Here is an 11,673-nt window from a genome sequence, read left to right as displayed (position 1 = left end):
AAGCAGGGCGGCGAGTTGGCGCTGGGTGACAAGAGCGAGCCAGAACTCATCTCCAAGCTGCTGGCCATGAGCAAGGGCACCTTCAAAAAGCGATCGGCGGCCTCTACAAGCAGGGGCTGATCGTGATAGAGCCAAACTGCATTCGGCTGGTTGCCGCGCCATCGGTGCAGGATGAGACTGCGCAGGGCGAGCAGGACTGAGATGGCGAGTCCCTGTGTCCAGCGCTGTGAGGCCAAGGGCGACCTCTGTCTGGGGTGTGGCCGCACCTTGAGCGAGATCGGGCGCTGGTCCACCATGACGGAGGCCGAGCAGCTCGCCATCATGGCGACCCTGACGACCAGAGGGCTTGCCTCGCCCAGTCCTGTGGTGGCCGTGATGCCGGCGCCGGATGATCAGCCTCAGAGTACCCATGTCTGCCCTGGCTGTGGCGAACCGGCTTACTGCGCCGTCTCGGCGGGCAAGGGGATCAGTGAGTGCTGGTGCAGCCAGTTGCCGGCCCTGCCCATGAGCGATGCGCCTGTCTGCTGGTGCGAGGCTTGCCTGAGCAAGGCAATCCTTGCCGAGACTCCTGTCTGAGCCACCCCTGGTGAGTGGGGCCGATTGCCAACATAAAAACGGGCGCCACAAGGCGCCCTTTTTCGATCGTCATTTTTGCAGATCCGCCGGCGGTTTGAGGCTATGCCGGTGAACCGCCAAGAGCAGGCGTCAGGCTTGCTCGTGGCGGAACCAGCGAACATGGACCTCATCATCACCTTGCTGGCGGGGCAGCAGATAACTGGCGTAGATCACCTCGAACTCATCTTGATGATCGAGCAGGCCTATCCATACCTCGGCCCAGCGCTCCAGATCCACGGGCACCCCAAGCTCGCGAGACCAGTCGGCATTGGGCAGGGTTGCCTCCACGGCGCCGCGCTGTTCGAACTCCAGGGTAATGTCGACGATCTGTTCGGGCGCCAGCATGTCGGCTGCCTGTTCGAGAAACTGATCATAGGCCCATTCGACCAGCTGATCCGGGGTACGTTGTTCCATGAAATCACTCCAGATGCTTGAGACGCGATACTGTAACAAGGATTGGCGTCGTCAGCCAGCGAGCCCTATGCTGGTTCACCCCTGTATAGGGCACTATGCTGATGACCGGGAAAGAGTGGGTCGGGCGTTCAGATCTTCAGGAGAGTCATGATGAAGCGACGAGGGCAGCGGTTGCAAATTCGGCGCAGGCGGGAGACCTGGTGGTGGCACTATCTGCCTCTGCATCGGGAGACGGTGGGTGGCCATCTGGGCCCCCCGGCCTTGGCGATCCCTGCGAAAGCAAAAGAAGATAAGGCGTAATGCCGCCCGGCACCAGGACGGGCAACTCACGACTCTATTTATTTCACCCCGTGTATGCGATTGAGTGTCACTTGGCCAAGTTGGCTCATTTGGCGACGGATCCAGGCCGCGCGCTGCGCCACATAAGGGGAGGGAGGGGAGACCCGATAGCGCCAGGGATTGGGCAGGGCGGCCGCCAGCAGTGACGCTTCGTAGCGAGTCAGTCTTGCCGCAGGTTTGTGGAAGTAGTGACGGGCTGCCGCTTCGGCGCCATAGATGCCAGGACCGAACTCGACGATGTTGAGATACACCTCGAGGATCCGGGACTTGTTCCAGCCCAGCTCCATCAAGAGGGTGAACCAGGCTTCGATCCCCTTGCGCACAAAACTGCGATCACTCCACATAAAGAGGTTTTTGGCGGTTTGCTGGCTGAGGGTGCTGGCACCGCGCACCCGACCTCCTTGCTCGTTGTGTTGCCAAGCTGAGCTGATGGCCGCCATGTCAAAACCATTGTGATCCGGGAAGTGCTGATCCTCGGCGGCCACCACCGCCAGTTGCAACTGGGGAGAGATGGCATCGAGCGCAACCCAGTCATGTTCCACCTGTTTGATGGGGGCCGGGGGCGAGATGGCGCGTTCGATACGCCAGCTCCAGATGGGAGGATCCAGGAAACGCAGCAGCGCGACCATCACCACCGACAGCAGCAGAGCGCCGACCAGAATGCGCCACAGCCAGCTCAGCATGGCACCATGTCGTTGCGGTGTATTGGGCAAAGGAGAGGGGCGGCCCGCATGATTAGTCGGGCAACCATTCGATGTGGCAGAACTTCTCGTCCACGGCACGGGCAATCAGCATGCGGGCGAACAGGTGTTCGACCTCTTGCTCGCTATTTTCCAGGCCTATCCAGATCTCGGCATAATCGGCGTCCGTCACCTCGAAGCCCACATCCGCATCCCAGTCATCACCCGGTTCGGCTTCAGCCAGCAGGCCGCGATCGTTGTAGGCCTGGTTGAACAGGGCTATCTCGTGTTCGGGCAGGTTGTCGGAGGCGAGCTCCATAAAGAGTTCGAGGGCGGTATTGAGCAGGGTGTCGACGCTGTGCTGCAAGGGTATGGACATAAGAGTTCCGGTTGATGGCGAATGGGGAGCGGCCTAGCCGCGCGCGACATTAAACCACAGAGTCGACCCCTCATAAATAGTCTGGCCGCGATATGCCTTGCCTGTCCCATGCTGCGTCTGGTTTTCTCTCTGCCTTGCTACCCGAGATGCTCCCGAAGGGGGGACGCGGGTCGGGGACTGGCCGTCACCGGCCTTCATCCGTTATATTGCGCGCTCTTCTCTTTTTCTGCCTTCGAGCCTTGCCATGAAACGAATTCTCTCCATCCAGTCCCATGTGGTGTTTGGTTGCGCCGGTAACAGCGCTGCCGTCTTCCCGATGCGCCGTCTCGGCATGGAAGTGTGGCCGGTCAATACGGTGCAATTTTCAAATCATACCCAGTATCAGGCGGGTTGGCAGGGCATGGCGATGCCTGCGGGCCATATCCGCGCCTTGGGGGAGGGGCTGGCCAATATCGAGGTCCTGGGTCAGTGTGATGCCGTGCTGAGCGGCTATCTTGGCTCAAGCGAGCAAGGCGATGAGATCCTCGCCGTGGTGGCGGCGGTCAAGGGAGCCAACCCGCAAGCGATCTATTTTTGCGATCCCGTGATGGGTCATCCCGAGAAGGGGTGCATCGTCGCCCCCGGCGTCACCGATTTTCTGACGCACAAGGCATTGGCGGTGGCGGACATGCTGGCGCCCAACTTGCTGGAGCTCGAGACATTGTGCGAGTCGCACATCGACTCCCTGGCGCAGGCGCGGGCCGCGGCTCATCGCCTGCTGGCCAAAGGGGTCCGCCTGGTACTGGTCAAGCATCTGGGCCGGGCGGCCAGCCAGCCGGGCCGCTTCGAGATGTTGCTCTGCACCCCGGACGGGGACCATCTTATCCATCGTCCCCTCTATGATTTTCCCCGCCAGCCCGTTGGCGTCGGCGATCTGATCAGTGCCCTGATGCTGGCCAATTTGCTGGCAGGTCATGAGGCCGTCAGCGCCTTCGAGCGCACCAATGCCGCCGTCGATGCCGTTTTGTTGCACAGCTGGCAAGCCGATGCCTATGAACTGCAGCTCATTGCGGTGCAGGCGGCCTTCGCCGATCCCGAGATAAGGGTGCGGGCCGAATCGCTGGGATGAGTCGGGTGTCCGCATCCTGGCACCAAGCAACAAGAGGGCTCCCCACGGGAGCCCTCTCTCATCTGGCACTGTGCTCAGACACATCCCGGTTCAGGCGGGTTGCTCGCGCCCCGGATAGAGGAGGGGCTGGCCCGGGGCCTGGGCCATGACGCCCTGGTAGTGCCGTACGGTCGGGAAGGGGTCATAGAAGTGATGCAGCAGGGCCTTCCACTGCTGGTATTGGGGCGAGCCGCGAAATCCCTCGGTGTGATCTTCAAGTCTCTGCCATTGCACCAGCAGCAGGTACTGGTTGCCTTGCTCCATGCAGACTTGCAACTGGTGACCAAGGTAGCCCGGCATGGTGCCGATGAGGGCGCAGGCCTTAGCGAAGGCCTGCTCAAAGGCGGCTTCCTGACCCGGGATCACAGTGAGTGGGGCGACTTCCAGTATCATATCGACTCCTTATTCCCGGGCCCGATGACCCGGGCTGCCATCAAGGGTGGCGGGATGAGCGTCTGCCCTTGGCAAGACGCTGCTGAGGGTGGCCCAACCATTGGTGGCCGGGCACTTGTCTGCCGGTATCAGCAGGCTGGCACCGTCTGTTTGTAGAAAAACTGGGTGGCCGCCAGGCTGCCATCGCCATTGATGGCAAATGCGGGGATCTGGCCTGCGCCTTGATAGCCGAGCCCTAGATAGAGCAGGGAGGCGACATCGCCGACCCGGGTATCGAGCACCAACAGGCTGCGTCCCGCCTGGCTTGCCGCCTGCTCCAGGGCTGTCATCAGGGCGCGCCCTATGCCCAGTCCCCGGGCGTTGGGGGCCACCATCAGTTTTTCCACCTCGGCCCTGTGACGGCCATTGGCCTTGTTGCACAGGGCCAGTTGCACTGTGCCAAGCAGATTGACGCCCTGCTCGGTGTGAGCCAGTGCCAGCCATAGCAGACGTTCTCCCCTTTGCAGGCTCAGTGCTACGCCGCGCCAGTATGCCAGGGCATCGGCCAGGGTGAGCGGCGGCAGGAAACCGATGGAGGCGCCATCTTGCACCACCTCTTGTAAGAGTCTGGCGAGGGCGGTTTCATGGCCTGCCAGTGTGGTCGTGGCCAGCAACTGCCACTGTGTTGCCGACCCATCGAGGGGGGCGTGGCGATCGATGACGTGGCGTGGGGCATAAGGGGGGAAGGCATCCGTGCAATCCTCGCTATCTGGTCATAAGGGAAGCGTTGCGTAGCCTGCTTCGCAGGCAAGGCCGCAGGGTTCTCTTATAACAAGACGACAGCGGCGCTGTCGAGGGCGGCCCTGAGGGGATGGGCTCTTAAGCCAGGGCATGGCCCCATCTGCGCTCATCTTGGTCGCGGCCCCGGGCATCAGTCGATCAGGTTCTGCTCGCGCAACCACATCACGACCAGCAAGGCGGGCGCCGAGAGGCGATCCTCGTCCGCACTGCCTAGCCAGGCCAGCTCGGCTATTTCGGCTGCCGGTGTGGGCGAGCCCTGGCCATCGGCAAAGAAGCAGCGCAATCGCACCATGACGCCGTCAGCCTTGCCGTCGGCCTGGGCCCGGAAGTCGCCAGCCAGGCGCAGGCTGGCCGGGCTGAGCTGCACTGTCAGCTCTTCGGTGATTTCGCGCAGCAGCGCCGCCTCATCGCTCTCGCCGGGGTCACGCTTGCCCCCCGGGATATAGAAACGTTGCTTGCCGTGAGATCGCACGCACAGCAAACGGCGTTCTTGAATCGTTAACCAGGCCAATTTGTCTATCTGTGTCATCAGCTTCTTTCCTGTGGTGATCTTGGGTTGGATGGCGCTCATTCAGTGGGTATGGCCAAGAAGCCCAGAGGCCGCGACAGGCGCGCATTTCCTGCCAGGCGGCGGGTCTGCGCTAGAAGCGCGCCGCATCGCCTCTTGTTTCGTCGTGACCTTTCTCGGCAAGGGCTCCCCGATGCAGGGGCAGCCTAACAAAATTGCCGCCTTGTCCCAAGTATGCAGGGCTGCCGGGCTGGAAACGCACTGTTTCCAATTCGGCCGCCCTGTCCAGGCTTGCCTCATGGTCGCGCGATCACCCCATCAGGGGCGAGAGCCCGGCGGCCTTCAAAAGTTCGGGTTGGCGCACAGGATGGCGTGTCCGGACTGGGCGAGCGCGGCGCCCTGTGCTCTAATTCCTGCCATTTTAGCGGTAGTTGGCCGGGGCCGTTTCGATGGTTCCCCCGGGTTCGACAAAAGAGGGTGTGAAGAGATGCAAGTGACAGCGCAGAGCAAGTTCATCGGACTCGGGGTGGCGGGCAACTTCGCCGGCCATCTGGAGCAGGCGGGAGAGGCGGCGGATTTTGTGGCCGTGCAGGTGCAAGACAAGGTGGCCCCCAAGGCGCTTTTCCCCTTCTATGTGCCGGGGCATACGGGCCAACTTGGCGTCTTCCCCTTGAGCGAGCAGGCCATCTTCCTGCCAGAGGCGGCGGTAACCGGTGACGAGAAGGTGCAGATAGAGCCGGAAGTGGCGCTCTGGTGCGAGCTGGAGTATGCCCAAGAGCAGGTGGTGGCGATCCATCCACGCGCCTTTGGCGCCTACAACGACTGCTCCATCCGCCGTCCCAATGCCAACAAAATCAGCGAGAAGAAGAACTGGGGCCCAGAGAGCAAGGGACTGGCTGCCCAGTTGCTGCCCCTTGGCGGTTTTGCCGCTGGCTGCGAGCTGGATGACTATCGCATCGCCTGTTATCTGGAGCGCGATGGCGAGCTGCATGGCTACGGGGTCGACAGCGCCGCGCTGGATTACAGCTACTTCCACGGCCAATTGCTCGATTGGGCCATCGACAAGTTCAATCATCAGCAGGATGAAGGCCCGGCCGAGCACATACAGGGCCTGCTGGCCCAGGCGGGGCACCCATCCTATGCGCTCATCAGCATAGGCGCCACCCGCTACACCGCCTTCGGCGAGAGCCACTTCCTCCAGCCTGGCGATACGTCCTGCGTGCTGGTCTACCCGGGCAGTCGCTACAGCGAAAGGGATATCCGCGAGGCGATCCGTACCCGCCAGTTCGGCCCGGATATGTCGGTCTTGCTGCAAGCGGTCAAGACCCGCTGATAAATTGCACTCGATTGGCCCTTCCCCCGTCTGCAGGGGAAAGGCCAAGCCGTTACCCTATGCCTCCTTGCCTCCCCCCTCTTGATTTCCTGACCCTGTGTCAGCCCTCATTCCTCTTTTGTCTGGCCATTGGCAATCAGGCTACGCCATTGCCTTGCCTCGCGGCTCTTCACCGTCAACGACAAAGGCCGACGGGGGCGGGCTGTCATTGGTGGGGCAGTATCACGCTGTTGCTTGCCCGCAAGTGAGCGATGCCAGCAGATGGATGGCACTGCGCCAGGGCGTACAGCCCTTACATAAGACAATGATTTATTTTACTATTCGGTCACTTTTACATGGAGAGCAATAGACTACCATCATGGTCGAATTCAAAACGATGGCGCTGTTTCTGGTGACGGCGGTCGCCGAAATAGTGGGCTGTTATCTGCCTTACCTCTGGCTGACCCAGGGCAAGAGCATCTGGCTACTGCTTCCGGCGGGCTTGAGTCTGATGCTGTTTGCCTGGTTGTTGTCACTGCACCCGGCCGCAGCTGGCCGTGTCTATGCCGCCTATGGTGGCGTCTATATTTTTGTCGCCATCCTCTGGCTCTGGCTGGTGGATGGCATCAGACCCACTCTGTGGGATCTGGTCGGCTCAGGGGTGGCACTGATCGGCATGGCCATCATCATGTTTGCACCGCGTCACTCCTGAGTGCGAACCACAGCAGCCAGGGAGAGCCTATGGCAGTGATCAGACTGGGTACCGAGCAGGATCTGGCCGGCTTGCTGAGCCTGTATCGGGAGTTGCGTCCCCATGACCCGCCCCTGTCTCCCGAGGTGGCCTTTGAGACGCTCAGAGCCTTGCTGGCTCGGCCAGACGTGCGGCTCATCGTGGCCGAGGTGGATGGAGAGCTTGCCGCCACCTGCCAGCTAGGGGTGATCCCCACCCTCACCAATGGCGGCAGGCCCTTTGGCGTCATAGAGCATGTGATCACGGCGACCCGATTTCAGCGCCAGGGGTTGAGCCAGCAGGTGGTTGAGCAGGCGCTCACCATCGCCTGGGAGCGGGCGTGCTACAAGGTGATGTTGCTGTCGGGGGAGGGACGCGAGGCTGCCCACCGCCTTTACGAGAAGCTGGGTTTCCAGGCGGGCATCGAGAAGGGATTCGTCATCAAGCGAGGCGATGCCATAGGCACGAACGATCCTCTCAGATAAGGTCATCCACCCCACACAACAAGAGTCAGAACATGCAGATTGAACAAGCAAGAGCCGGGGATCACTTGACCCTGATCGCCATCTGGGAAGCCTCGGTGCGCGCCACCCACCACTTCCTGCCAGAGGCGGAGATAACCGCCCTCAAGCCGCTGATCCTGGCGCACTATTTCGCGGCCGTTGATCTGGTCTGTGCCAGGGATGACACCGCCGGTATCGTCGGCTTTTGCGGCGTGCGTGATGGCAATATCGAGATGCTGTTTGTTGCCCCCGAGGCAAGGGGCCGTGGTGTCGGCCGCCTGCTGGTGGCCAATGCCATTGCCAGTCAAGGAGCGACCCGGGTGGATGTCAACGAGCAGAATGTGCAGGCGCTCGGTTTTTATCAACAGATGGGGTTTGTCGTGACGGGACGCTCACCGCGAGATGGCCAGGGCAAGCCCTATCCGCTGCTGCATATGGTGCTGACCGCCCTGGAGTAAGGGAGCCCTGAATGTGCAGCGACCAAAGGGGAGGGCGCGCAGCCCAACCTCGATTTTTCAACCGCGAGGGGGCCGAGTCGGGCGTGAGCTTTGGTGAACAACCGGAACGGATGCTGGAGCGCTGCGAAAAGGTCTTTCCGCAGGATAAATGGCATCAATAAAAAACCGCCCGAGGGCGGTTTCTTTGTATTTCAGGCCTGGCTGTACCGAGTAGCCGCACAGAGGCTGTCTTACTCCTCGTTGGAGTTGTCCTGATAGCCGTCCCGCTGGGCTCTGGGCAGGCGGCGCATCGGAGCGAAGCCGGTGTCTTCACCGACGCGCTCTTTCTGGCGCGCCGGCGCCGCTGCTTTGCTGCCATCTGCCTTGGGTTTCGGCTTGGCGGCGGGTTTACCCCGGGCGGCAGGCTTCTCCTTGGCGGCATTGGCCCTGGCCTTGACGTTATGTTTGGCATTGACGTGGCCACCCCGGTCGCGGTTTTGTATCGGCTTGTTGCTGGGCAGACTCTGGCGCGTCACTTTTCCGCTAGGCTCGTACCCTTCCTGAATTTCGCTCGGGAGGCTTTGGCCTATCAAGGACTCTATGGCCTTGAGCTGATCCAGCTCATCCAGGCTGACCAGGGAGATGGCTTCGCCACCCCGACCGGCCCGGCCGGTACGACCGATGCGGTGGATGTAATCTTCGGCCACTTGCGGCAGCTCGAAGTTGATCACGTGGGGCAGCAGGTCAATGTCCAGACCGCGGGCGGCGATGTCGGTGGCAACCAGTACTCGCACCTTGCCCTCGCGAAAATCGGCAAGGGCCCGGTTGCGGGCGCCCTGGGTCTTGTCACCGTGGATGGCGACGGTATTGAGACCGTCCTTGACCATCTGCTGGGCAAGCCGGTCGGCGATAAGCTTGGTGCGCACGAATACCAGCACCCGCTGCCAGTTGCCCCGGCCAATCATGTGGGAGAGCAGCTCGCGCTTGCGCTCACGATCCACCTTGATGACGCGCTGGTTGACCTGTTCGGCGGTGCTGTTGCTCGGACTCACCTCGATGAGGGTCGGACTCTTGAGCAGATCATCGGCCAGCGCCTTGATCTCGTCCGAGAAGGTGGCGGAGAACAGCAGGGTCTGCCGCTCTTCCGGCAGCGCCTTCATAATGCGGCGAATGTCGGTGATAAACCCCATGTCGAGCATGCGATCCGCTTCATCCAGCACCAGCACTTCCAGCTCGGTCAGGGTGAGGGCGCGCTGGGTCAGCAGATCCAGCAGGCGACCCGGGGTGGCGACCAGGATATCGACCCCGAGCTTGATGGCCTCAAGATTGGGCTTGATGCTGACGCCACCGTAGGCTATCAGGGTCCGGAACGGCAGATGATTGGCGTACTTGATGATGCTCTCACCGACCTGGGCGGCCAGCTCGCGAGTCGGAGTCAGGATCAGGGCGCGGACCTGGCGGCGTCCGCCACGGCCATGGTTGGCCAGCAGTCGGTGCAGCATGGGCAGGGTGAAACCGGCCGTCTTGCCGGTTCCGGTCTGGGCGCCGCCCAGCACATCCTGGCCTGCCAGAATGGCCGGAATAGCCTGTTGCTGGATAGGGGTTGCCTGTTCGTAACCCAACTCCTTGACGGCACGCAAGATGTGCGGCGACAGGCCCAGTTCGTTAAATGACATGTTAGAGAGAGACTCCTGACATTGAGCATTGGCTCAGCTGGGATCGACGCACACTACTGGCGCCATCAACCCCGAAGAAACTGCGATTGCGGTGGCGTCGTGAGAGGAACCACCGAGAAACACACATTGCGCTGGCACCCGAAGGTGAACCATCGAAAAACACGAGCGGCCGGGCACCTTGGGGCGCACCACCGATCCGCATGGGCGCACAATATAGCAGAAATCGCGGTCAAGGGCAGCCGCCATCGGTGGCGGCTGCCCTGGCCCTGCAAAGGGCTGGTGGGGCAACAGGCGGGCTATGAGATGCAACCCGCAACGTGGTGATGGGCGGTCAACTATCCGGGCGTAGTGTGCTCAGAGCAGGGCAGCGATATCGGTGGCCAGGGATTGCGGGGTTGTCTGGGGGGCATAGCGAGCCACCACCTGGCCATCACGGTTGATGAGAAACTTGGTGAAGTTCCATTTGATCGCCTCTGAGCCCAGCAGGCCCGGCTGTTCTGCCTTGAGCCAGTGATAGAGAGGGTGGGTGCGGGGGCCATTGACCTCGCACTTGGCCATGATGGGGAAGCTGACCGGGTAGTCCAGCGCGCAGAAACGGGCTATCTCGTCGGCATCTCCAGGTTCCTGGCCGCCAAACTGGTTGCAGGGAAAGCCCAGTATGGTTAACCCCAGGGGGGAGAACTGGCGATAGAGTGCTTCCAGGCCGGTGTATTGGGGCGTGAAACCGCAGCGGCTGGCGACGTTGACCACCAGGATCACCCTATTTTGCAACTCGCGCTGGGGGTATTCGCTGCCATCGAGGCGGGTGAGAATTAGCTTGTTCAGGGTCATGTTGGTGCTCGTCGTCTGTGATTAATCGCCCAGGATCTTGAGGCAACGCTAGCTGAGCCGGTGGCGCAGAGCAAGGAGTGGCGGACTAAAGGGCCTTCATATTGATAGTGAGGCTCGTATCGAGTTGCAATCCGGTTTGTGGGGCGCCCCAAAAGCCGATAAAAAGCGCCACTGCCACTTTTTGAGCCTATCCCTTGGATTACAACGCCGTCATGGATGCCATTTACACCCGGGGCTGGGTGATAGTGGACGATTTTCTCTCCTCTGCCGAAGTGGATCTGCTGCGCGCCTGCTTGCCTGATGAGTGGCAACAGGCCGGCATCGGTCGTGAGGGGCAGCATCGGGGCAATACCGATATTCGCCGGGATCAGATCCACTGGCTGGATGGGGATCTGGGTGCGCCGGTGGCAGCCTACCTCGCGCGCATGGAATCCTTGCGCATCGCAGCCAATCGGATGCTGATGCTGGGACTCTTTGATTACGAGGCCCACTTTGCCCGCTATCGACCCGGTGATTTCTATGCGACCCACCGGGATGCCTTCGCCGGGCGATCCAACCGCCGTCTCACCTCCGTCTTTTATCTCAACAATGGCTGGCAGCCGGATGATGGTGGTTTGCTGCGGGTCTATGACGACGGTGAGCAACATCTGATGGATATCTCTCCCAAGGGGGGACGCCTGGTGTTATTTCTGTCCGAGGAGTTCCCCCACGAGGTGCTGGCTGCCCGTCAGGAGCGTTACAGCATAGCGGGCTGGTTCAGGGTCAATGGCACCGCCCTTGATCGGGTCGATCCGCCCCGTTGATCTTCGTCGATGAAAGGAGGGGGCTATGTGCTTGATACGGACAGAAATTGGCGCTTTGTTGGTCAGTGTCGCGGCTTTCTGCCCGGCCTGAGCGTCCTGGCCCTGCCATCAGCTGACAAGGCACAT

At 61.4% G+C, this 11,673-nt stretch carries 16 protein-coding genes and 1 pseudogene; 9 read left to right on the top strand and 8 right to left on the bottom strand.

Translation table 11 applies throughout. From position 1 onward, the window contains the following. A pseudogene (locus G113_RS20665) lies at positions 1-200 on the top strand (nucleotide-binding protein); the annotation flags it as partial. A gap of 1 nt (position 201) precedes the next feature. After that, positions 202-576, top strand: a complete 375-nt coding sequence (locus G113_RS15165) for a DUF1289 domain-containing protein (protein ID WP_005906120.1) — start codon at positions 202-204, stop codon at positions 574-576. 129 nt (positions 577-705) lie between these two features. Here G113_RS15165 and G113_RS15160 read toward each other — a convergent pair whose 3' ends face one another. Beyond that, positions 706-1,029 carry an HI1450 family dsDNA-mimic protein gene (locus tag G113_RS15160; protein ID WP_005906118.1) on the bottom strand — a complete coding sequence of 108 codons (324 nt, stop codon included), beginning with the start codon at positions 1,027-1,029 and terminating at the stop codon, positions 706-708. 147 nt (positions 1,030-1,176) lie between these two features. Between G113_RS15160 and G113_RS21525 the strand changes: the two genes are divergently transcribed. After that, positions 1,177-1,329 carry a hypothetical protein gene (locus G113_RS21525; RefSeq protein WP_169510557.1) on the top strand — a complete coding sequence of 51 codons (153 nt, stop codon included), beginning with the start codon at positions 1,177-1,179 and terminating at the stop codon, positions 1,327-1,329. A 38-nt stretch (positions 1,330-1,367) separates the two neighbouring features. On the opposite strand, the gene mtgA is transcribed toward G113_RS21525, so the two are convergent. Together mtgA and G113_RS15150 are read right to left on the bottom strand one after the other, a co-directional pair. Beyond that, positions 1,368-2,051: a monofunctional biosynthetic peptidoglycan transglycosylase gene (mtgA, locus tag G113_RS15155; protein WP_005906116.1), complete on the bottom strand. Its 684-nt coding sequence runs from the start codon at positions 2,049-2,051 to the stop codon at positions 1,368-1,370. 52 nt (positions 2,052-2,103) lie between these two features. Next, complete coding sequence (locus G113_RS15150) at positions 2,104-2,427, bottom strand: HI1450 family dsDNA-mimic protein (RefSeq protein ID WP_005906113.1); 324 nt, start codon at positions 2,425-2,427, stop codon at positions 2,104-2,106. A gap of 244 nt (positions 2,428-2,671) precedes the next feature. Between G113_RS15150 and pdxY the strand changes: the two genes are divergently transcribed. Further along, positions 2,672-3,535 (top strand): pyridoxal kinase PdxY, encoded by an 864-nt coding sequence (gene pdxY / locus G113_RS15145; RefSeq protein ID WP_005906111.1) that lies wholly within the window; start codon positions 2,672-2,674, stop codon positions 3,533-3,535. 90 nt (positions 3,536-3,625) lie between these two features. Here pdxY and G113_RS15140 read toward each other — a convergent pair whose 3' ends face one another. From G113_RS15140 to G113_RS15130, 3 genes are all read right to left on the bottom strand, one after another. Next, on the bottom strand, positions 3,626-3,967 hold the full coding sequence (locus G113_RS15140; protein ID WP_005906109.1) for an antibiotic biosynthesis monooxygenase family protein: 342 nt from the start codon (positions 3,965-3,967) through the stop codon (positions 3,626-3,628). A gap of 128 nt (positions 3,968-4,095) precedes the next feature. Further along, a complete protein-coding gene (locus G113_RS15135; protein WP_005906107.1) occupies positions 4,096-4,620 on the bottom strand; it encodes a GNAT family N-acetyltransferase in 525 nt (174 codons plus the stop codon). 257 nt (positions 4,621-4,877) lie between these two features. After that, the gene (locus G113_RS15130) at positions 4,878-5,276 is read right to left on the bottom strand and encodes an NUDIX hydrolase (RefSeq protein WP_005906105.1); all 399 of its coding nucleotides are present in this window, start codon (positions 5,274-5,276) and stop codon (positions 4,878-4,880) included. Positions 5,277-5,742: 466 nt separating this feature from the next. Between G113_RS15130 and G113_RS15125 the strand changes: the two genes are divergently transcribed. From G113_RS15125 to G113_RS15110, 4 genes are all read left to right on the top strand, one after another. Continuing rightward, positions 5,743-6,588: a DUF5718 family protein gene (locus G113_RS15125; protein ID WP_005906104.1), complete on the top strand. Its 846-nt coding sequence runs from the start codon at positions 5,743-5,745 to the stop codon at positions 6,586-6,588. A 358-nt stretch (positions 6,589-6,946) separates the two neighbouring features. Then, entirely contained in the window at positions 6,947-7,279 is a 333-nt protein-coding gene (locus G113_RS15120; protein WP_005906103.1) for a YnfA family protein, read from the top strand. 29 nt (positions 7,280-7,308) lie between these two features. After that, positions 7,309-7,782 carry a GNAT family N-acetyltransferase gene (locus G113_RS15115; RefSeq protein ID WP_005906102.1) on the top strand — a complete coding sequence of 158 codons (474 nt, stop codon included), beginning with the start codon at positions 7,309-7,311 and terminating at the stop codon, positions 7,780-7,782. 32 nt (positions 7,783-7,814) lie between these two features. Beyond that, positions 7,815-8,258, top strand: a complete 444-nt coding sequence (locus G113_RS15110) for an acetyltransferase (RefSeq protein WP_005906101.1) — start codon at positions 7,815-7,817, stop codon at positions 8,256-8,258. A 230-nt stretch (positions 8,259-8,488) separates the two neighbouring features. Here G113_RS15110 and G113_RS15105 read toward each other — a convergent pair whose 3' ends face one another. Both G113_RS15105 and G113_RS15100 read right to left on the bottom strand, forming a co-directional pair. Beyond that, positions 8,489-9,913 carry a DEAD/DEAH box helicase gene (locus G113_RS15105; protein WP_005906099.1) on the bottom strand — a complete coding sequence of 475 codons (1,425 nt, stop codon included), beginning with the start codon at positions 9,911-9,913 and terminating at the stop codon, positions 8,489-8,491. Positions 9,914-10,267: 354 nt separating this feature from the next. Next, positions 10,268-10,744, bottom strand: a complete 477-nt coding sequence (locus G113_RS15100) for a glutathione peroxidase (protein ID WP_005906098.1) — start codon at positions 10,742-10,744, stop codon at positions 10,268-10,270. A 194-nt stretch (positions 10,745-10,938) separates the two neighbouring features. Between G113_RS15100 and G113_RS15095 the strand changes: the two genes are divergently transcribed. After that, complete coding sequence (locus G113_RS15095) at positions 10,939-11,547, top strand: 2OG-Fe(II) oxygenase (protein WP_005906097.1); 609 nt, start codon at positions 10,939-10,941, stop codon at positions 11,545-11,547. Positions 11,548-11,673 lie beyond the last annotated feature (126 nt).

Origin of the sequence: Aeromonas molluscorum 848 (assembly GCF_000388115.1) — a bacterium.
GTDB lineage: Bacteria > Pseudomonadota > Gammaproteobacteria > Enterobacterales > Aeromonadaceae > Aeromonas > Aeromonas molluscorum.
The sequence above is the reverse complement of the archived record's forward strand: the minus strand, read 5'-3'. Positions and strand labels throughout refer to the sequence as shown.